Annotated in this window: 21 protein-coding genes; 2 read left to right on the top strand and 19 right to left on the bottom strand. The window is 47.8% G+C overall.

Going from position 1 to position 20280, the window contains the following annotated elements; translation table 11 throughout:
* Positions 1 to 85: 85 nt before the first annotated feature.
* From I8U18_RS09095 to rimP, 17 genes are all read right to left on the bottom strand, one after another.
* Complete coding sequence (locus I8U18_RS09095) at positions 86 to 328, bottom strand: YlmC/YmxH family sporulation protein (RefSeq protein WP_033099630.1); 243 nt, start codon at positions 326 to 328, stop codon at positions 86 to 88.
* A gap of 229 nt (positions 329 to 557) precedes the next feature.
* Positions 558 to 740 (bottom strand): Spo0E family sporulation regulatory protein-aspartic acid phosphatase, encoded by a 183-nt coding sequence (locus tag I8U18_RS09090; RefSeq protein WP_033099629.1) that lies wholly within the window; start codon positions 738 to 740, stop codon positions 558 to 560.
* A 15-nt stretch (positions 741 to 755) separates the two neighbouring features.
* The gene (gene dut, locus I8U18_RS09085) at positions 756 to 1199 is read right to left on the bottom strand and encodes a dUTP diphosphatase (protein ID WP_033099628.1); all 444 of its coding nucleotides are present in this window, start codon (positions 1197 to 1199) and stop codon (positions 756 to 758) included.
* A complete protein-coding gene (locus tag I8U18_RS09080; RefSeq protein WP_033099627.1) occupies positions 1196 to 2446 on the bottom strand; it encodes a M16 family metallopeptidase in 1251 nt (416 codons plus the stop codon). The genes dut and I8U18_RS09080 overlap by 4 nt, the downstream gene beginning before the upstream one ends.
* An 81-nt stretch (positions 2447 to 2527) precedes the next feature.
* Positions 2528 to 3493, bottom strand: coding sequence for a polysaccharide deacetylase family protein (locus I8U18_RS09075; RefSeq protein WP_232331085.1), 966 nt, complete (start codon positions 3491 to 3493; stop codon positions 2528 to 2530).
* Positions 3494 to 3603: 110 nt separating this feature from the next.
* The gene (gene pnp, locus I8U18_RS09070) at positions 3604 to 5721 is read right to left on the bottom strand and encodes a polyribonucleotide nucleotidyltransferase (RefSeq protein WP_198064702.1); all 2118 of its coding nucleotides are present in this window, start codon (positions 5719 to 5721) and stop codon (positions 3604 to 3606) included.
* 131 nt (positions 5722 to 5852) lie between these two features.
* A complete protein-coding gene (gene rpsO / locus I8U18_RS09065; RefSeq protein ID WP_033099624.1) occupies positions 5853 to 6122 on the bottom strand; it encodes a 30S ribosomal protein S15 in 270 nt (89 codons plus the stop codon).
* 142 nt (positions 6123 to 6264) lie between these two features.
* Complete coding sequence (ribF, locus tag I8U18_RS09060) at positions 6265 to 7209, bottom strand: riboflavin biosynthesis protein RibF (protein WP_198055737.1); 945 nt, start codon at positions 7207 to 7209, stop codon at positions 6265 to 6267.
* Positions 7209 to 8117, bottom strand: coding sequence for a tRNA pseudouridine(55) synthase TruB (truB, locus tag I8U18_RS09055; RefSeq protein WP_198055736.1), 909 nt, complete (start codon positions 8115 to 8117; stop codon positions 7209 to 7211). The genes ribF and truB overlap by 1 nt, the downstream gene beginning before the upstream one ends.
* Positions 8114 to 9088 (bottom strand): DHH family phosphoesterase, encoded by a 975-nt coding sequence (locus I8U18_RS09050; RefSeq protein ID WP_033099621.1) that lies wholly within the window; start codon positions 9086 to 9088, stop codon positions 8114 to 8116. Before I8U18_RS09050 ends, truB begins: the two co-directional genes overlap by 4 nt.
* On the bottom strand, positions 9088 to 9444 hold the full coding sequence (rbfA, locus tag I8U18_RS09045) for a 30S ribosome-binding factor RbfA (RefSeq protein ID WP_033099620.1): 357 nt from the start codon (positions 9442 to 9444) through the stop codon (positions 9088 to 9090). The genes I8U18_RS09050 and rbfA overlap by 1 nt, the downstream gene beginning before the upstream one ends.
* 26 nt (positions 9445 to 9470) lie before the next feature.
* On the bottom strand, positions 9471 to 9755 hold the full coding sequence (locus tag I8U18_RS09040; RefSeq protein ID WP_033099619.1) for a DUF503 domain-containing protein: 285 nt from the start codon (positions 9753 to 9755) through the stop codon (positions 9471 to 9473).
* A complete protein-coding gene (gene infB / locus I8U18_RS09035) occupies positions 9755 to 12058 on the bottom strand; it encodes a translation initiation factor IF-2 (protein WP_198064734.1) in 2304 nt (767 codons plus the stop codon). Before infB ends, I8U18_RS09040 begins: the two co-directional genes overlap by 1 nt.
* A 23-nt stretch (positions 12059 to 12081) precedes the next feature.
* Complete coding sequence (locus I8U18_RS09030) at positions 12082 to 12381, bottom strand: YlxQ family RNA-binding protein (protein WP_033099617.1); 300 nt, start codon at positions 12379 to 12381, stop codon at positions 12082 to 12084.
* A complete protein-coding gene (rnpM, locus tag I8U18_RS09025) occupies positions 12374 to 12658 on the bottom strand; it encodes an RNase P modulator RnpM (protein ID WP_033099616.1) in 285 nt (94 codons plus the stop codon). Before rnpM ends, I8U18_RS09030 begins: the two co-directional genes overlap by 8 nt.
* A gap of 25 nt (positions 12659 to 12683) precedes the next feature.
* Entirely contained in the window at positions 12684 to 13841 is a 1158-nt protein-coding gene (gene nusA / locus I8U18_RS09020) for a transcription termination factor NusA (RefSeq protein WP_033099615.1), read from the bottom strand.
* A 22-nt stretch (positions 13842 to 13863) separates the two neighbouring features.
* A complete protein-coding gene (gene rimP, locus I8U18_RS09015) occupies positions 13864 to 14325 on the bottom strand; it encodes a ribosome maturation factor RimP (protein ID WP_033099614.1) in 462 nt (153 codons plus the stop codon).
* 338 nt (positions 14326 to 14663) lie between these two features.
* Here rimP and pepF point away from each other — a divergent pair, with 338 nt between their 5' ends.
* Complete coding sequence (gene pepF, locus I8U18_RS09010; protein ID WP_198064701.1) at positions 14664 to 16475, top strand: oligoendopeptidase F; 1812 nt, start codon at positions 14664 to 14666, stop codon at positions 16473 to 16475.
* A 327-nt stretch (positions 16476 to 16802) separates the two neighbouring features.
* On the top strand, positions 16803 to 18116 hold the full coding sequence (locus I8U18_RS09005) for a serine hydrolase domain-containing protein (protein WP_198059513.1): 1314 nt from the start codon (positions 16803 to 16805) through the stop codon (positions 18114 to 18116).
* A gap of 354 nt (positions 18117 to 18470) precedes the next feature.
* Here I8U18_RS09005 and I8U18_RS09000 read toward each other — a convergent pair whose 3' ends face one another.
* The gene (locus I8U18_RS09000; protein WP_198055733.1) at positions 18471 to 19334 is read right to left on the bottom strand and encodes a phosphotransferase family protein; all 864 of its coding nucleotides are present in this window, start codon (positions 19332 to 19334) and stop codon (positions 18471 to 18473) included.
* A gap of 295 nt (positions 19335 to 19629) precedes the next feature.
* Entirely contained in the window at positions 19630 to 20103 is a 474-nt protein-coding gene (gene msrB, locus I8U18_RS08995; RefSeq protein ID WP_198055732.1) for a peptide-methionine (R)-S-oxide reductase MsrB, read from the bottom strand.
* Between the last annotated feature and the right edge of the window lie 177 nt (positions 20104 to 20280).

Below are 20280 nucleotides of genomic sequence, written 5' to 3'. Positions count from 1 at the left end.
AGAATAAGTACACAAAAAGGCATTGCCAACTAATCAATCCTTGCTTGCATCATATGAGGGTGTTGGGTATTCGGTTCCGCACTTTTTATCCTTTCTGCTCAGCCGTGCTGATGATCACCATCTCCGGCCCCACTTTTTTGACCAGACGCCAGGATAATTCAATCTGCCGCGATTTCTTTTTGAACCACGAGGAACCCACCGGGATCAAAATGGATTCGATTTTTCCGGTCTGCGGGTGAAAAGTCAGATCCGCATGCAAAAAGTTTCCCAGTCGCTCACCGTTAACCAAATCAATGCATTCCTTTTCGGCAAATTCACTCCAACGCATATTTCTCCTCCATTTTTGCTCAGCATGATAAAAAAGCTTTCTTTACCTCATATTTATGAACGGAAAAAGCAAAACATAAGAAAAATCCCCCCGCTGTTGCAGGGGAAAATAAACATTCCTCTTATCGCAAGCACGATCCGGGGGATGAAAGCCTGAACAGACCCGTTCCTCATTGCGCTTTGACACAAAAAAGCCCGGGGGATTATCCGATGCGCCCCCCAGGCTTTCTTTATTGACAACACTTTTTTTTAGCTTTTTGCACTTCGAGGATGAGCAGATCCAACTTCATGGAAAGCGGCAAGACTTCCGCAGCTCCCAAGCGAACGGGTTCACCGCTCACAAACTGATACAGCTCATGCCTGAGCCGCTCCAATTCTTCTTCCACTGCCTTGCATGGCAAGATTTCAGCCATGAAGATCCCCTCTTCCTATTTGCCGGTATGACCAAACCCACCTGCACCGCGAGCTGTTTCATCCAACTGCTCCACGATCTCCAACGATACCTGCGGCACCTCTGCGAAGACAAGCTGAGCAATGCGATCTCCGCGTTCAACGCTAAACGGTTCATCCCCCAAATTAAGCAAAATGACACCAATTTCGCCCCGATAGTCAGCGTCGATCGTACCGGGAGAATTGAGAACGGTGATCCCCTGCTTTAAGGCCAAGCCACTTCGGGGCCGTACTTGCGCTTCCAGGCCCGTCGGCATGGAAACGGCGATTCCGGTAGGGATCAACTTCCATTTCCCCGGCTCGATCACGGATGTTTCCTTTACCGCTGCATGAAGGTCAAATCCGCTGGAACCAATGGACATTTTTGTTGGAAGAGGCAAATCTTCGTTTCCTTGTAGTTGAATAACTTTGACACCGATCAAGCGAGTTCCTCCCTGAAACCTTCTGGTATTTTACCGTCAGGTGAGATGAGAGCCAGCGACATGGGAGAGGTGAAAAGCTCACAAGCCAGCTCATTGACATCATTTAAGGTAATCCGCTCCACACTGTCCACGATTTCATCCATGGACAGATGCCTTCCCAGCAGAAGCTCATTTCTTCCCAAACGGCTCATGCGATTGTTTGTGCTCTCCAAGCCCAACATCAAACTGCTTTTCAGCTGTTCTTTTGCTTTGTTCAATTCATCAGCGGTCAATCCATGCCGTTTCACTTGCTCCAGTGTCTGGCAAATGCATTCGCACACTTCTTCTTCCTGGCCATGCTTGGTTCCGGCATAAACGGCAAACACGCCCCCATCGCGATGCGCGGAGTGATATGAGTAAACAGAATAAGCAAGGCCCCGCTCTTCCCGGATTTCCTGGAACAAACGCGAACTCATGTTTCCTCCGAGAACATTATTAAGTAAAACCAGCGTATAAATGCGTGAATCCCGAATCGAAAGTCCCGGAAGGCCAATGCAGAGATGAGTCTGTTCCGTCGGCTTTTGTCTTACTTTCACCCCCGGCACAAATCGGAGGGGATTCGTCCCTTTGACCGCCGACTTTCCTTGAAATCCGCCAAATGATGCGACGATTTGGTCGTAATAATCATCCGGCAGATTCCCGGCCACCGCAACCACCACCTGGTCCGGCGTATAATGATCCTTTTTGTATTCAAGCAGGGCTTCTCTCGTAAAGCGGAGGACCGTCTCCTCATTTCCGAGCACGGGATAGCTGAGAGTGTGATTCCCGAGTGAGGCGACCGACAGCAAATCGTGAACCAAGTCGTCCGGTGTATCTTCCACCATGCGAATTTCCTCAACAATCACCTTTTTCTCTTTTTCAATTTCGCCCTCGGCAAAAACGGAGCCAAAAAACATATCCGTGAGAATTTCCAGAGCGGTGGAAAAATGTTGATCCAGCACTTTTCCGTAATAGCAGGTGATTTCTTTGGAAGTAAATGCGTTGACATGGCCGCCGATCGCATCAAAAGCCTCCGCCAGCTGCCTCGCCGATCTTTTTTCCGTCCCCTTGAACATCATGTGCTCAATAAAATGGGAAATTCCGTTATTTTGTTGATTTTCATCTTTTGAACCCGCACCCACCCAGATGCCCAGCGCGACAGAGCGGACATGCGGGATTTTCTCGGCGACGATCCGAACCCCGTTTGGCAACGTATGTTTTACGATCAAGTAAGATCCTCCTTATCCACGGCAAGAGAGCATTAATCAAGCAGTATCCATACTATAACAAAACTTGCATATCCGCTCAAATCAATCTGCCCGATTGGATGAAAGAACTTCACCGACCGTTGTCCATTTTAATCCTTTTCTCTTCCCCTCACGCAAAATTTGCCGCAAAGCTTTTACCGTCCGGTCTGTCGGATGCGTCAACAAAAGGTGACCTGGTCCGAGTTCCCTTTTCACTTTGGTAACCATCATCCCCGGGGAGACGGATTTGCGCCAATCGACAGTGTCAACAGTCCATAAAACCGTTTGCAGCTGGTGCTTGGCTGCGACTTCACATACCATCCGGTTAAAATCACCTGCGGGAGGAGCAAACCATTTGCTTTTGGTGTTCAACGTTCGCTCAATCAGGGACTCGGTTTTCCCGATTTCCCGTTCCATTTGATTCCTGCTAATTTTGCTCATCAACGGATGCGAATAAGCGTGATTGCCGATCTCATGCCCGTCGGCTGCGATTCGCCGTGCCATGTCCGGATTTTTTTCCAGCCACGAACCATCAAGAAAAAATGTGGCTTTTACCTTTTCCTCTTTCAATATCTTTAGCATGTCAGGAATATATTCCGTGCCCCAGGCCACATTCACCATCAAAGCAACCGCTTTTTTTCGTTCATTCCCACGGTAAACCGGTTGGGGACCGAGATCGCTCAAAGAGACTTTCGGGGGAATCTCCCGATAAACCCAAACGATTTTCGACTGATCTTTTTGTCTGAGAGTCCGTCGCACCGTTTCTTCTATGTTCACTTCCCTGCCATTTAGGCCGGGAATCGCTTTCCATACCCGATCAACCCGTGCATCAATCGGTTTTATGTAATACTTGGCTGCCTCTTTTTTCACCCGTTCATAAAGCGGGTTTTCTTCATCAAAATAATGAAATACCTGTATTGATTTATGATTTTTCACAGATGCCACATAAGATTCGATTACTGGTGTTTGCACCAAGACGACCATAAAAACAACAGACAAGAGTATGGATGCCGCCCGGATCGGAAACAAGGCTTGTCACCTCCTTTTTTCCTACCATATGCGGGCAGGCATCTTCCTATTCTTCCCCTGAAAACGTAAAAAAAGAGACAGATCGCTCTGACTCTTTTGTTGCTTCCCTGTCACGATTCTTTTTTCTTATCCGCCTGCTCCTTCAGAAGCACTTTCCGGGATAAGTTAATCCGGCCTTGGTCGTCGATCTCTGTCACTTTCACCATGATCGAATCACCGACCTTGACTACATCGCTCACCTTGCCCACACGGTTGATATCCAATTGGGAAATATGGACAAGCCCCTCTTTTCCAGGGAAGAGTTCCACAAATGCGCCGTATTTTTCCACGCGCTTCACTTTGCCGAGATAGGTTTCTCCCACGGCGACTTCGCGCACCAGATCTTCAATGATCTGTTTTGCCCGTTCATTTTGTGCGGGATCGGGCGAAGCGATGTAAATGCGTCCGTCTTGCTCAATATCGATCTTGACGCCGGTCTCCTCGATAATTTTATTGATGACGCGACCGCTCGGGCCAATCACATCGCGAATTTTGTCAGGATGAATTTTCATTGTGAGGATCTTGGGCGCATACGGCGAGAGCTCTTTTCTCGGTTCGGAAATCACTTCGGCCATATGATCCAGGATAAACAGGCGCGCTTTCCGCGCTTGATCAAGGGCGCGCTCCAGGATCTCCCGGTCGATCCCTTCAATTTTAATATCCATTTGCAGCGCTGTTACCCCTTTTCGGGTACCCGCCACCTTGAAATCCATATCGCCGAGATGGTCTTCCATGCCTTGGATGTCAGTCAGGACAACCACATTGTCTCCCTCTTTGACCAATCCCATGGCAATCCCGGCCACCGGCGCTTTAATTGGCACCCCGGCACTCATCAAGGCGAGGGTGGATGCACAAATGCTCGCTTGGGAAGTGGAACCGTTTGATTCCAAAACTTCGGAAACAAGGCGAATCGTATACGGGAATACCTCTTCGGAGGGGATCACCGGTTCCAGGGCCCGTTCCCCCAAAGCACCATGTCCGATCTCCCTGCGTCCGGGTGCACGAATCGGTTTCGCTTCGCCCACGCTGAAAGGAGGGAAATTATAATGATGCATAAACCGCTTGGACTCTTCCAGATCAAGCCCGTCCAAAATCTGCACATCACCGAGCGCACCCAAGGTACAAACGCTGAGAACCTGCGTCTGTCCCCGTTTGAACAACCCGGAACCGTGCGTGCGGGGCAGAATATCGATTTCGCTGGACAGAGGGCGGATCTCGTCGTATTTCCGTCCATCCGGCCGCTTTTCTTCTTCCAAGATAAGACGGCGTACTTGTTCTTTTACGATCTGATCGAATACGTGGAAAATCTCGCTTTCTTTTTCCGCATATTCCTCCTCGGCCATCTCTTGCGCCAATAGCTGTGCCACCTGTTCTTTCACTTGGTCAATCGCATCTTGGCGCGCCTGCTTTTCCGTCACCTGAACCGCGTCAATGATCGCCGAAGTTGCCAGTTCGCGTACCCGCTGGTTGATGGTTTCATCCACCTGATACAGCTGTGTCTCCATTTTTGGAAGACCCACTTGGCTCACAATCTGTTCCTGGAAGGCAACCAGCTCTTTGATTACCTCATGGCCGAAAAGAATCCCTTCCAAGATCACCGATTCGGGGATTTCATCAGATCCGGCTTCCACCATGTTGATTCCGTCTTTGGTGCCGGCCACGACCAGGTGCATTTCCGATTTTTCCATCTGCTCCACTGTCGGATTGATGACGAACTTCCCGTCGACCCTGCCGACCACGACACCGCCGATCGGCCCTTTAAAAGGAATATCGGAAATGGAAAGTGCTGCCGAGGCCCCGATCAGAGCAGCAATCTCAGAGGAACAATCCTGATCGACCGACATCACGGTTGTCACCACTTGGACTTCATGGCGAAACCCTTCATCAAAAAGCGGACGGATCGGACGGTCGATCAGCCTTGAAGCAAGAATCGCTTTTTCACTGGGCCGTCCTTCGCGTTTGATAAAACCGCCCGGGATTTTTCCTACTGCATACAACCGCTCTTCATAATTGACCGTGAGCGGGAAAAAATCCGTGTCCCGCGGCTCCTTGGAAGCTACGGCTGTGGCCAAAACCGCCGTCTCCCCATAGCGAACCATGACGGAACCATTTGCCTGACCAGCAAATTTTCCAACTTCTAAGATCAGTTTACGACCTGCGAGCATCGTTTCAAATATTGCCGGTTCCATGTTACAGTATTTTCCTCCTCTCGAAAACGTACATAAACAATCCATAATTCTTCATATGTACATTATGATCCTTCTCCGGTCATTTTAAAAGACAATAAGTTAAAAAGCGGGGCAAATGCCCCACTTTTTGGCTATCGACGCAATCCGAGTTTTTCGATCAGCTCGCGATAACGGGTAATGTCTTTGTTCTTCAGGTAGTTGAGCAAATTACGGCGTTGCCCTACCATTTTCAAAAGACCACGGCGGGAATGATGATCTTTTTTGTGGTCTTTCAGGTGAGCGTTCAGCTCATTGATGCGATGGGTCAAAATCGCAATTTGCACTTCCGGAGATCCGGTATCTCCTTCATGCTTTTTAAATTGGTCAATGATTTCTTTTTTGCGTTCGTTTGTCAATGCCATTGTGTATCCTCCTTTTGCTAAAACCCCCGTGACCCAGAGTATCGCCGAGGCATCGATCCACCGAGCCAGGGTTAAACCCAGCAGACAGCGCCTGCTGACACCGGATAAGTATATCACAGGAAAGCACGGAGTACAATAACCATTATTCTACAAATTCTTTCAGCCAGTTCTCCGCGTATTCCCGATCGGACTGAATTTGCTTAATTAATTCGTCCACAGAGGGAAACTTCTTCTCTTCCCGGATAAATGAGAGGAATTCCACTGATAAAATCTGTCCATATAACTGCACATTTTTCCCCAGAAGATGAACTTCCAGGCTCTCGCGGGGAACCGGGTCCGCAAAGGTGGGACGAACCCCGATATTCATAATCCCATATGATTTTTCACCGCCGACTGAAGCACTGACGATGTATACGCCCCGTTTGGGCACAAGATAAGGATCAAGCAAATCGAGGTTGGCAGTGGGAAAACCGATCTTCCGTCCTCTCTGGTCCCCGGTCACCACTTTCCCTTTCAGCTCATAGGGACGGCCCAGAATTCGGCAGGCAACTTCTACATCTCCCGCATCCAGCGCCTGACGCAAGCGGGTGCTGGATGCGGCGATTTCTCCTGACAAGATCGGCTCAACAATGCGCGTCACAAACCGGCCCCGGGCGAGAAGCGGGAGGTCGGACGCCTTTCCGGCGGCACATCGGCCAAACGTAAAATTAAAGCCGGTGACAATCCCTTTGACCCCCAGCGGATGCAATACTTTCTCCACAAAATCTTCCTTCTTGAGCGAGGCAAAATCAAGGTCGAATTTTATAACATACGTTCGCTGTACTCCCAACTTCGCAAACTGATCCAGCTTGGCCGGAAGCGGAGTCAGGTAGCGATTCACGCCCGCCTGCCCCAACACCTCTCGCGGATGGGGATGAAACGTCATGACCGCCGGCACCGCATCCAGTTCTTTAGCCAGCATGACCGCTTCCTTGATCACAGCCTGATGCCCGAGATGCACACCGTCAAAATAACCGATCGCAAGCACAATTTTTTGCGCTTTTGGATCTTGTTTCTCAATCGGATAAGTTAAAAATATCGTTTCCATCAACATTCCACTTCCCGAAACACTTTTTCCGGTTTCGCCAATCCGCCGGGCATCACTCGATACAAAGCACAAAATCGTCCGGATTCCGAGTAAACCCGCACCAGGCTTCCCGATGCAGGCAAGCCTGAAAACCGAAGTTCCCAACCGTCCAGGACGCGTTTGACATCTTCATCACCAACAACCAGCGATGGCCATAAGCTGAGCGCATCGCCGGGGGAAACGAGATATTCTCCCAGCTTTTGCTGCTCTGCCGCCTGGGCGAGTTCTTCCAACATCCAGCAATCTTCCAAGTGAAACGGACCGCTTTGCGTGCGGACAAGCCCGGTCATGTGAGCAGGGTAACCGAGCGCTCGTCCGAGATCGACGCAAAGCGTACGGACATAAGTCCCTTTGGAACACAGGACATCAAACGAAATCTTGGGATAAGGTGTATCTTCGATCCCCAGCAGATGCAGTTCATAAATGAAGACTTTCCGCGAAGGACGCTCAATCTCTTTTCCCTCACGAGCCAGTTCATACAGTTTCTTTCCTTTGATCTTTACCGCAGAATACATCGGCGGAACCTGCTCAATCTCTCCTGTAAAGCGGCTGAAAATCGCTTCAACACAAGGATGATCCAATTTTTCCACGGAATCTGCCTTTGCCGTGATTTCACCCGTCTGGTCTTCCGTATCGGTAGAGATTCCCACCATAAACGAACCGCGGTACCGCTTCGGCATGGCCTGAATATACTCGGCTATGCGGGTCGCTTGTCCCAAACAAACAGGCAGCACGCCCTCCACTTCCGGATCAAGCGTGCCTGTATGTCCCACTTTTTTTTGTCCTGCCAAACGCCTCACTTTGGCCACAACGTCGTGGGAAGTGAGCCCTTTTGGCTTAAATACCGGCAAAATCCCGTGGTATGTCATCTTTTTTCACACTCCAGTTCCAGGCGAAGGCGGGGAAGCATTTTTTCTTCCGCTTCCTTGAGCGAACCGTGAAAGGTGCATCCGGCTGCCCGGGCATGTCCACCGCCGCCAAACGCTTTGGCCACCTTTCCGACATCGACGAACTCCCGGGACCGCAAACTCACTTTTACCGTCCCGTCCTCCGTTTCCCGGAACAGGATTCCGACATCAACCCCCAAGATGTTTCGGGCGTAATTCACAATGCCATCCAGATCTTCATGTGACTGCAAAAAAGCGTCCGTATCCTTCCTGCTCAAACTCATCCAAGCCACAAGCCCGTCATCGGATCGGCGCAGGCTGGAGAGCGCTTTTTGCAGCAATTGAAGCTGTTCGATGGTCACCGTTTCAAGAACGGCATCGGCGATTTTGTGGGACTCGATGCCCGTATCCACCAGCTGTGCGGCAATTCTCAGGACTTTGGGGGTGGTGTTGGAATAGCGAAATCCGCCGGTATCAGTCAATAAACCGGTATAAAGATAACTGGCCAGCCGTTGATCCAGGGAAACCCCCGCCTGTTCAACCCAATCGAACAGAATCTCAACCGTCGCCGCCGCATCGGGCACGACGATGTTGACATCTCCAAAGCGTTCATTGGTCGCATGATGATCAATATTGATGATGAAGGCATCTTCTGCGAGCAACTGCCGGATGTTGCCCATCCGTTCCCGATCAGCACAATCGAGCGCGATCACATGACGAAAGCGCCCGCTAATCTGATCAGTGGAAACGATCTCTTTTGTTCCCTCCAGGATGAAAAATTTCTTGGGAACGGGGGATTCATTCACCATTGTCACCTGTTTGCCCCATCTTTTCAACAGGTATCCTGCGGCAAGGGTGGAGCTGACTGCATCTCCATCCGGATTGACATGAGATACAATCAGCACTTGATCCGCTTCGCTGATGAAATGTTGAAGAGACTCAAACCACACCATTATTCTTTAGTCCCCTCTGTTTTCACTTCGTAAAGCAAGCGGGAAATGTGTTCGCTGTGCTCCAGCGACTCATCCATCACAAACAGCAGCTCGGGAACGTGGCGCAACCGGATGCGGCGCCCGATTTCCGAACGGATATAACCTTTGGCTTTTTCCAGTGCGGACAGCGTTTCTCCTTTTTCTTGAGCGCTTCCCAATACGCTGATATACACTTTGGCAATTTGCAAGTCGCCCGTCATTTCCACCCTGGTGATGGTGACAAAGCCGATGCGCGGATCTTTGATCTCTTGCTGAATGATTTGGCTCAGCTCTTTCTTTACCTGTTCGCCGACACGGCTTACCCGAATGCGTGCCACCTTCAAAACCTCCTAACACTCTTGAGTTACACATATGTGACGACAGCATCGTAAATCTCTAGCTCATCGAAATTCTCGATGAGGCGAAGCGCCTGCTGCAGTTCCTGTTCAACCACTTTCCTGCTGCTGCCCACACCGACGACAGCGATTTCCGTCAACTGGCGATCATCTTGTTTTCCCGTTTCCGCCACCGATAGATTGAATTTGTTGCGAACCTTGGCTTGCACACTCTTGATGACACGGCGTTTATCTTTGAGGGAAGCGGAAGCAATCACCCGCCCTTTGATCTCCAGTAGGCCGATGACGCTCATTACTTCCGTTCCACTTCTTCAATCACATATACTTCGATAAGGTCGCCTTCTTTGATGTCATTATAGTTTTGCAGGGTTAAACCACATTCATACCCCTGTGCAACCTCTTTTACATCATCTTTAAAGCGTTTGAGCGTATCCAGTTTGCCATCGTGAATAACAACCCCATCGCGGATGATGCGGGCATTTCCATCGCGAACGATCTTGCCTTCGATGACATAACAGCCGGCGATGGTTCCCACTTTGGACACTTTGAAAATTTGCCGAACTTCGGCCGAACCGACCACTTTTTCTTCAAACTCCGGATCGAGCATTCCTTTCATGGCCGCTTCGATTTCTTCAATTACATTATAAATGACCCGGTGCAAGCGAATATCCACTTTTTCCTGTTCGGCCATGGAACGGGCATTGGGTTCGGGACGGACGTTAAACCCGATCACAATCGCATTGGATGCCGACGCCAGGATGATATCCGATTCGCTGATCGCTCCGACACCGGAGTGAATGATTTTTACGTTCACGCCTTCCACATCGATTTTTTCCAGTGAACTTTTCAGCGCTTCTGCCGAACCCTGAACGTCTGCCTTGATGATAATATTGAGATCTTTCACTTCGCCCTCTTTGATCTGTTTGAAGAGGTCATCCAGGCTGACACGGCTGCTGGCGCCACGCTCTTCCTCGATTCGCTTCTGCATCCGTTTCTCGGCGATGGCCCGCCCTTTTTTCTCATCTTCAAACACCATGAACTGGTCTCCCGGGCTTGGAACATCAGGCAAACCCAAAATCTCGACCGGAGTGGACGGCGGTGCGGTTTTAATGCGGCGACCGCGATCGTTGATCATCGCCCGGATTTTGCCGAAATAATTGCCGGCGACAATTCCGTCTCCCACCTTCAGTGTACCGTTTTGTACGAGAACCGTCGCAACCGCTCCGCGCCCCTTATCAAGCTCTGCTTCGATGACGACGCCGCGGGCACGTTTATTCGGATTTGCTTTCAGCTCTTGTACTTCAGCCACGAGCAAGACCATCTCGAGGAGATCTTCAATTCCGTTTCCCGTCAAAGCGGAAACAGGAACGAAGATGGTATCCCCGCCCCATTCTTCGGGAACCAGGCCGTGCTCCATCAGCTGCTGCTTAACCCGGTCAGGATTGACACCCGGTTTATCCATTTTGTTCACCGCGACGATAATCGGCACATTTGCCGCTTTGGCATGGTTGACCGCTTCGATTGTCTGCGGCATCACGCCATCATCGGCAGCGACGACCAAGATGGTGATATCTGTCACTTGTGCACCACGTGCCCGCATGGTCGTAAAGGCGGCGTGCCCCGGAGTATCCAGGAAGGTAATTTTCTTGCCGTTTACTTCTACCTGATAAGCGCCGATATGCTGGGTAATTCCGCCTGCTTCCCCCGCGGTGACGTTACTGTTGCGGATCTGATCGAGCAACGTGGTTTTACCGTGATCGACGTGGCCCATGATGGTGACAACCGGCGGACGTTCCACCAAATCCTCAGGTGCATCCACTTCTTCTTGCTCTTCAAAATTGGATTCATCCACTTCTTCTTTGTAAATGACGGTGACATCAAACTCTTCCGCGATCACGCTCATCGTCTCTACATCGATTTCCTGGTTGATGGTTGCCATGACGCCGTGGGAAATCAGCTTCTTGATCACCGCGGATGCTTCCCGGCGCAACAGTTTGGCAAAGTCAGCCACTGTGAGCGGGCCGGAAACGGTGATTTCCTTGGGCAGAACCGGAGCTTGTTTTTCCCGGTTTTCTCCCTTGCGGTCCCCTTTTTTACGGTTGCGCCCTTTCCCGCGCCCGATGGCAAAGTCTTTGGGCGGATCGTCTTTTAATTTGCTGAAACGGCCTTTTTTCGGATCTTCTTTTTTCGCGCGCTTCGGCTGCTCCACTTTATCCTTTGCCATGAAGCCGGCGGACTTTTGGACTTCCTCGGCGGCGGAAATCCGCGGCTGACGCCCTGGCGATTTCGGCTGATTTTGTCTCTGGTTCGGCCGGTTTGGACGCGAATTTCTCTTATTTCCCGACGGCCTTTGGCTTCTTGAACCTGACTGGTTTTGATTTTTCGCTTGTTGTTTCACTTTCTTCTCTCCCTGAGCCTTCTCTTTTGCTTCCGAAGGGGCTCCCCCTTCTTTATTCATGTGTTGTTCCACTTTCTGGATCATTCCTTCATCCAGTACGCTCATATGGTTGTTCACCTTCATGCCAACCTGTTCCAACAGATTGAGCATCTCTTTACTGGAAATATTCATTTTTTTGGCATACTCGTAAACTCGCATTTTGGCCAATCGATTCACCCCCGTCAAGTACTTACCAGCTTGGCAAACGAACGGGCAAAACCCGCATCCGTCACGGCTACAACCACTCGTTCGTCTTTTCCAATCGCTTTCCCCAATTCTTGCCGCGTTCCGTAACGAATGAGCGGAACATCATAGGATGAACATTTATCTGTAACCTTCTTCTCGGCATTTTTAGCCGCATCCGTAGCCAGAAAAACGAGCTTAGCTCTTCCAGAACGTACTTCCTGCAAAACCAATTCTTCTCCGGACACTACCTTTTTCGCCCTCGTGGCAAGCCCGAGCAACTGCAGGATCTTATCCATCTGATCCGGGGTCAAGCGTTTTTACATAATCGCGAAGCTGGTCATAAAGTTCGGATGGTACTTGCACTTTGAGGGCTCTGTCCAATGCTTTCTTTTTCTGTGCCAAATCGATATACTCCATTTTTGCGCACAAGTAAGCACCGCGTCCTGATTTTTTTCCGGTCGGATCAATTACGATCTCATTTTCCGGTGTGCGCACAATGCGAACAAGGCTTTTTTTAGGAAACATCTCCTGCGATGCAACGCACTTGCGCATGGGAACTTTACGTTGCTTCATTTTTTAGAGCAACCTCCCCACCAGTTTATTCATTGATAAGATCTTCGATTTCACGGATTTCTTCTTTTTCCTCTGCGCCAGCCAAATGCGCCTCTTCTTCTGCGGTCCGATCTTCTTCTGCAATCGGATCTTCTTCCCCGATCAGATCGTTCTCCGCTTCTGATTCACTTTTAATATCGATTTTCCAATTTGTCAATTTGGCGGCCAGGCGGGCGTTTTGCCCTTCTTTGCCGATCGCAAGCGAAAGCTGATGATCCGGCACAACGACCCGCGCCATTTTTTCCTCTTCATAAACGGTGACGGAAACAACCTTGGACGGGCTCAGCGCATTGGCAATCCACTCATCAATCTGATCAGACCAACGCACAATGTCGATTTTTTCACCCCGCAACTCGCTGACAACCGTTTGTACGCGAGCCCCGCGGTGCCCCACACAAGCTCCGACCGGATCCACATCCGGATTGTGCGAAGCGACGGCCACTTTGGAGCGATAACCGGCTTCACGGGCAATCGCCTTGATTTCGACGATACCTTCATAAATTTCCGGAACTTCCAATTCAAACAGGCGTTTCAACAATCCCGGATGAGTGCGGGAAAGAAAGATTTGCGGACCTTTCGTCGATTTCTCTACTTTGGTGATAAAAGCTTTCACACGGTCACCGTGTTTGAACCTTTCACCGGGAATCGTTTCCGCATGGGGAAGAAGCGCTTCCACCCGTCCCAGATCCACGTAGTAATAGCGGCTGTCCGCCCGCTGGACGATCCCCGTGATAATGTCTTCCTCACGGTCCACAAAGTCTTTGTAAATCGCCGTCCGCTCTGCTTCGCGAATTCGCTGGGTCACCACTTGTTTCGCCGTTTGGGCGGCGATGCGGCCAAAATCGGCGGGCGTTACTTCGATTTCGACAATATCCCCCAATTGGTAGTTCGGATCGATCTCCCTTGCCGCATCCTGCGAAATTTCCAGACGGGAATCCAAAACCTCTTCCACCACTGTTTTACGGGCAAACACCCGGACTTCTCCGGACTGCCGGTTAATGTCAACACGCACGTTCTGCGCTGAATGGAAATTCCGTTTGTATCCGGAAATCAATGCAGCTTCAATCGCTTCAATCAAAATATCTTTGCTGATCCCTTTTTCTTTTTCTAACTGCTCCAGGGCCTCGATGAACTCGGCATTCATCGGTCCCATTCCTCCCTTCGCTTTAGAACACGACGCTCAAGCGGGCTTTTGCCACTTTTTCAACCGGTATTTGAAAACTTTTTTTCTTTTCTTGAATGGTAAGTTGCACCCCATCGTATTGGCTCAACACACCATCAAATACCTTTTGCCCATCAATCGGTTCATACGTCGTAATATGCACATTTTTTCCCACGGCTTTATGAAAATCTTTTTCTTTTTTCAGGGGTCTTTCCGCACCCGGAGAAGAGACTTCCAGGATGTAGGCACCCGGAATCGGATCAGCCTCGTCCAGAGAATCGCTCAATTTTTCGCTGACGCGACTGCAATCATCCAGGTCTACCGGACGCTCCTCACGATCAATGAAAATGCGCAAAAACCAATTGTTCCCTTCTTTCTTGTACTCTACGTCGACCAGTTCCAATCCTTCTGCTTCCAAAATCGGCTTTGCCAGTTTTTCCACTGCTTCTGTTACCTGCCGACTCAAAGCCAACCCTCCTTAAAAACGGCTAATGACAGAACATCTTCGGCAAAATGCAAAGAGTGGGTCAGCGCCCACTCTTTTACCAACAGATGTATCTACAATAAGTATAGCCAAAGCGATTATACCACAATCATCAAATCGCTGGCAATTGCAAATCCTTGCTCCCGACGTGCGGAAAACCAAAGGGCCGATCGAAAAATGCAGCGATCCCAGCGATGCTGATCGCTCAGAAACCGGACCGCGCCGCGACTTCCCCGAAAAAACGGGACACATCATTTCTGATTACGATAACAAATAGTATAATAAACATGTGACCTTCACGATCCAGAAGGAGGATGACGATGACAAAGCAAAATAGCAAGCAATTACCCCAACGATCCGAAATCCCGGTGGAATACACCTGGCGGCTTGAAGATATTTTCGACAGCGACCAAAGTTGGAACGATGAATTCGCCCAAGTAAAAGAACTGTTGCCCAAAATATCCCAATACAAAGGAAAACTTGGCACTTCATCCGAAACGCTCTTGGCCGCCCTCAAATTTCAGGACCATGTGCTCTACCGCTTGGGAAAGCTTTATACATACGCGCACATGCGTTATGATCAGGACACCACCAACTCCTATTTCCAGGCACTGAATGACCGGGCAAAACGGCTGTATTCCGATGCGGCAAGCGAAATGTCTTTCATGGTTCCGGAAATTCTGAGCATCAGTGAGCAAAAATTACAATCCTTTATTCAGGAAAACAAGGAATTGCAACTATACAAACACGCATTGGATCAAATCAACCAAAAAAGGCCTCATGTCCTGTCCGAACCGGAAGAAGCGCTTCTTGCGCAGGCCAGCGATGTGATGCGTTCCTCAGCCAATACATTCGGCATGCTGAACAATGCCGATCTTCGCTTTCCGACCATCATTGATGAAGAAGGAGACGAAGTGGAGATTACTCACGGGCGGTTCATCCAGTTTATGGAGAGCAGCGACCGCCGGGTGCGCAAAGATGCTTTTATGGGGCTTTACGCCACTTACAATAAATATAAAAACACCTTTGCCAGCACGCTGAGCGGGGCGGTGAAGAAAAATAATTTCTTCGCCAAGGCGCGCCGTTACCAATCGGCGAGACAGGCTGCCCTGTCATCCAACCACATTCCGGAAAAAGTATATGATCAACTGGTGGAAACGGTGAATGACCATCTTCACCTTCTGCACCGCTATGTTTCGATCCGCAAGCGCGCTCTCGGGCTTCCGGAACTTCACATGTACGATATTTATACACCGCTGGTAAAAGATGTGAAATGGAAAGTGACCTATCCGGAAGCACAGCAGATTCTCCTCGAAGGCTTAAATGTGTTGGGGGATGAATATATTTCCATCCTGAAGGAAGCATACGAAAACCGGTGGGTCGATGTTTATGAAAATAAGGGCAAACGCAGCGGAGCCTATTCTTCCGGCGCATACGGAACCTCGCCTTATATTTTGATGAACTGGCAGGACAACATGGACAATCTGTTTACGCTGGCACATGAATTCGGTCATTCCGTCCACAGTTACTACACCCGGAAGCACCAGCCTTTTGTTTACGGCGATTATACGATTTTTGTAGCGGAAGTTGCTTCCACTTGCAATGAAGCACTTTTGAACGACCATCTGCTCAAGACCACAAATGACAAACAAAAACGGTTATATCTTCTCAATCATTATCTGGATTCTTTCCGCGGGACGGTATTCCGCCAGACGATGTTTGCCGAGTTTGAACACTTGATCCATCAAAAAGCCCAAGACGGTGAAGCGCTGACCCCTGACTTGCTGACAACTCTTTATTATGAGTTAAACCGGAAGTACTACGGAGACGAAATCGTCAGTGACAAGGAAATCGGACTGGAATGGGCGCGCATCCCCCATTTCTATTACAATTATTATGTTTATCAATACGCAACCGGCTTCAGTGCAGCGGCGGCTCTGTCCAGCCAGATCTTGAGCGAAGGCAAACCGGCTGTGGACCGCTATCTCTCTTTCCTGAAGGCGGGCAGCTCCGATTATCCGATCGAAGTGCTGAAAAAAGCCGGCGTTGACATGACGACGGCAGAGCCGATCAAGCAAGCGCTAAAAACATTTGAAACGAAATTGGATGAGCTGGAAGAGCTCCTCTTCTGACAAAAGAACCCTGCCCTTGCCCGTCAAGCAAAAAGCCATTGAGTCTATGAAGCAGTACTTTACAGACTCAATGGCTTTTTTGTGTTTGTAGCAGGAGAACAAATGTTTATCATCAAATGTTATTGTTACATAGAATATTCGATGTTGGATGAAGGTGAGTACAAGTTTGATAACGGAAGGTTCAAGAACTCCGGAAAAGGCTGGAACTGCTGATAAAACGGCTCAGTGCCTTTCAGGGGTAAAAGAGCGAAATCTGATCTGAATAGCGCAAAGACGCTTCCAAAAAACAGTTTTCCCAAAACATTTCGAATCAGGAGTGGATGCTATTTGAAAGCGATTATTTCCCAATTAGAAAACTATATGAGTAAGTTAGAAGAAAATCGTTATTTTAATGGATCTGTATTAGTAGGTTATAAAGGAGAAATTTTACTAAGCCGTGGTTATGGTTGGAGTAATATAGAACATACTGTACCGAATACACCTCAAACTAAATATCGAATTGGCTCCATCACTAAAGGTTTTACAGCCATGGCTGTTCTTCAGCTGCAAGAACAGGGACTACTATCGGTGTTAGAACCCATTCGTAATTATATTCCCGACTTTCCCAAAGGTGATCAAATCACGATCCATCACTTGCTTACACACACTTCCGGCATTCCTGATTTTGTTAAATTCCCGGATTACTGGACCAGGATTATGCGATTGCCTTCTACTTTGGATCAAACCATCGATTTATTCAAGAATCTTCCTCTGGAGTTTATACCCGGAGAACGGTTTTCTTATTGTACATCGTCCTACATTTTACTTACTAAGATGATTGAACGACTTTCTAAGCAATCCTATGCCAGTTTTCTAAATCGTTACATTTTTGGCCCGCTTAAAATGAATGACACGGGTGTAGATGATGGTCGTACGATAGTCCATAATCTTGCTTCAGGATATTCTGTCTGGAAAGAGATAATTCATACAGAACACATGGACATGTCCATTCCTGTCGGGGGATATGGGTTGTATTCTACAGTCGAGGACTTATATCGCTGGGATCAGGCTTTATATACAAATAAACTCGTATCATATGAGTCACTCCAATCTATGTTTACTCCTCATCTGGAAAACTATGGTTACGGATGGGCTGTTCAACAGCTGGAGATCGGTAACAAATATCATACTTGTATTAGTCATTATGGGGATATCAATGGTTTCTGCGGAAATATTCTTCGATTCGTAAACGATAATCTTACAGTTATTATCTTGAGCAACCTAAATATTACTCCGGTAACATGGATCGGAAAAAACCTAGTTCGTTTATTTTTTGGTGTACCGATCTCATTTCCTGAAGTAACGACATCAATTGATCTAAATGAAAGTGTTGTTAAGCGCATAATTGGAATCTATCAGATAGAAAACTCTGAAAGAAAAATAACAATTACCTATGAAGGAGGACAATTATATCTAAGTGTGACTAAAATGCATGGAGCACCTTTTCAATATCCAATACACCCTGTTTCCGTCACTGAAGATTACATCCAGTTCAGAACTGAATATATCGATGAGACATTAGTATTTAATATAAACAAAACTCCCATTCAATTAATGTATAGAGAGATGGATCAGACACATATAGCCTTTCATTTAAGCTAATTAGATAAATAAGCTCATATCCCAGGGGACCGGATTTCATATTTGAGTCGCAGTATCTTATTTGGCGACGGCATCCGTCTGTTCCTTTCAGACCCGGAAGGGTTTATATCAAATTACGGAAGTGATGCTCCCTTTACCCCTTCCAGAAAGCACTCAAACGCACAAAGAAGGCGGTAGAAATAGCGTGCATGCAGCAAACAAAACTAAAAAATAAGATAAACAGGGATGCTCAATGGGCCATCCCCGTTTTTTTTTCTGCATTTTACCTGCGGAAAAACACCTGTGGTATTCTCCCATAAAAATCTGTCTATTCTTTTAAAGGCATATTTTTGTTATCGTTTTTTCTCATAGAGTTTATATACAAAATTCCTTATTTAGAGTCCAATCTAAACGACGAATCCACTCGTCTTGCACATCCTTTGCGGCATTTTCCACACGCAACAACACATTCCAAACTTTAGCAATACAATAAGCCTTTATGAGATTAGGCTCATAAGAAATATTTCTGTGTGAAGCATATCCATTAATAAAAGATTCAAGGAGAAAATCAGCCTTGTCCGGATAATGGAAATTCGTAAACCAATATACCCACGCCAAATCATTTAACGGATGCGCCCACTCCGCCCACTCCCAATCCAGTACAGACAGCTTCTTTCCAGGTGATATCAATATATTATGCGGCCCATAATCCCCGTGGGTTAATACCCACTCACTTTCCCTTTCCTCAATGACTGACAAAATCCCGGCTGATGACGTTTTTAATGATAAAGGTACGAAGTCCAAGTCGAACGCTGTTTCTCTCAGAGAATTCAAGGAACTCTTTCGAATAATTCCATTCCCATTAAGACAGGTAATAGCATGAATATGAGAAGCAAGAGTTATACCAAGCAACTTGTATAATTCAACAGCATCATTCCACTTGTGATCGTCTAAAATGAACTGACCGTTGATTCCTTCTCGGTAATCCATAACCATTATTCTGAAATCGAACAGATCAAATGTTTCATATAAAGCAGGAGTGATATCGGATCCATTAAGCAGGCTGAGACAACTAATTTCGTTTAAAGCATCCTGGTTATCCCTTCGTGCAATCTTGGCAACTAATAATGGATCTGTACCGTCCATTAGAACTGTCGAGTTCGTATACCCCCCTTTTAATGGAGTTATTTTCAATGCACCGTATTGCTGAATCAATTTTACAAAAATTCGTTCCATCATTTTAGGTGACCTCATTCTTTCAAGTCAGATGTAAAACAATGATTGAACAATCTATACATTACTCTTCTAGATGATCAAAGTTGTTCTTTTTCAACTAAAGATCATATCAAACGACAGAACGGGATGCCCAATTGAGCATCCCGTTTCTTTTTGATTGAATTGTGAAAAGCACTTGGTGTATAAGCTTGGTCAGTCACAGGCAGCGCATGTTTGTAAAGTACTACTGCACAGGTGGCTCTACGCGATTTGTGATACTGGTGGAACAGGCGCTAAAATTTTCCGGGCACCGGGTTCTTTACTTTTCAAACAGATGCAGGTATTCGCCATAACCCTCTTTTTCCAGATCTTTTTTGGGAATGAAGCGGAGCGCGGCTGAATTGATGCAATAGCGCAAATGTGTCGGAGCAGGGCCGTCATTAAACACATGTCCCAAATGGGAATCTGCTTCTCTGCTGCGAACCTCCGTACGAATCATGCCAAACCGGTCATCCAGCTTTTCGACGATTTGCTCAGGATGAAGCGGTTTGGTAAAACTGGGCCAGCCACATCCGGCATCAAACTTGTCCAGAGAACTGAACAAAGGTTCACCGGAAACAATATCCACATAAATCCCTTCTTCATCATGATCCCAATATTCATTGCGAAAGGGAGGTTCTGTTCCTTCCTTTTGTGTCACTTCATACTGGAGAGCAGTCAACCTCTTTTGCAGTTCCTCTCGATTCGGAATCGGACGGCGTGCCCGTCTGACTTTCGAGGACTCTTCTTTCATCACTTTGCACCTCTTTTTTCGATACTGGTAAGTTTTATTATATACAAAAAAGATTATCCAGTTTGGATAATCCATAAACGGTATTCCCTGAAAACTAAAGAGTGAGTAAGGCATGACCCGAGAAGTAACCGGTTCATTTGCTCTGTGAAGAGCTCCTTAGAAAGGAGGTGATCCATC

The sequence above is a fragment of the Thermoactinomyces sp. CICC 10522 genome (genome assembly GCF_016055075.1).
GTDB lineage: Bacteria > Bacillota > Bacilli > Thermoactinomycetales > Thermoactinomycetaceae > Thermoactinomyces_A > Thermoactinomyces_A daqus.
Note: the sequence above shows the minus strand (reverse complement) of the source record. Positions and strands in the feature narration are given on the sequence as shown.

What these genes read in the sequence shown, in the direction of transcription:
- I8U18_RS09095 (WP_033099630.1), bottom strand. Translation starts at nt 328, where the DNA reads ATGCGTTGGAGTGAATTTGCCGAAAAGGAATGCATTGATTTGGTTAAC.
- I8U18_RS09090 (WP_033099629.1), bottom strand. Translation starts at nt 740, where the DNA reads ATGGCTGAAATCTTGCCATGCAAGGCAGTGGAAGAAGAATTGGAGCGG.
- pnp (WP_198064702.1), bottom strand. Translation starts at nt 5,721, where the DNA reads ATGGAACCGGCAATATTTGAAACGATGCTCGCAGGTCGTAAACTGATC.
- rpsO (WP_033099624.1), bottom strand. Translation starts at nt 6,122, where the DNA reads ATGGCATTGACAAACGAACGCAAAAAAGAAATCATTGACCAATTTAAA.
- ribF (WP_198055737.1), bottom strand. Translation starts at nt 7,209, where the DNA reads ATGGAAACGATATTTTTAACTTATCCGATTGAGAAACAAGATCCAAAA.
- truB (WP_198055736.1), bottom strand. Translation starts at nt 8,117, where the DNA reads ATGACATACCACGGGATTTTGCCGGTATTTAAGCCAAAAGGGCTCACT.
- I8U18_RS09050 (WP_033099621.1), bottom strand. Translation starts at nt 9,088, where the DNA reads ATGGTGTGGTTTGAGTCTCTTCAACATTTCATCAGCGAAGCGGATCAA.
- I8U18_RS09040 (WP_033099619.1), bottom strand. Translation starts at nt 9,755, where the DNA reads ATGAGCGTCATCGGCCTACTGGAGATCAAAGGGCGGGTGATTGCTTCC.
- infB (WP_198064734.1), bottom strand. Translation starts at nt 12,058, where the DNA reads ATGCGAGTTTACGAGTATGCCAAAAAAATGAATATTTCCAGTAAAGAG.
- I8U18_RS09030 (WP_033099617.1), bottom strand. Translation starts at nt 12,381, where the DNA reads ATGGATAAGATCCTGCAGTTGCTCGGGCTTGCCACGAGGGCGAAAAAG.
- rnpM (WP_033099616.1), bottom strand. Translation starts at nt 12,658, where the DNA reads ATGAAGCAACGTAAAGTTCCCATGCGCAAGTGCGTTGCATCGCAGGAG.
- nusA (WP_033099615.1), bottom strand. Translation starts at nt 13,841, where the DNA reads ATGAATGCCGAGTTCATCGAGGCCCTGGAGCAGTTAGAAAAAGAAAAA.
- pepF (WP_198064701.1), top strand. Translation starts at nt 14,664, where the DNA reads ATGACAAAGCAAAATAGCAAGCAATTACCCCAACGATCCGAAATCCCG.
- I8U18_RS09000 (WP_198055733.1), bottom strand. Translation starts at nt 19,334, where the DNA reads ATGATGGAACGAATTTTTGTAAAATTGATTCAGCAATACGGTGCATTG.
- msrB (WP_198055732.1), bottom strand. Translation starts at nt 20,103, where the DNA reads ATGAAAGAAGAGTCCTCGAAAGTCAGACGGGCACGCCGTCCGATTCCG.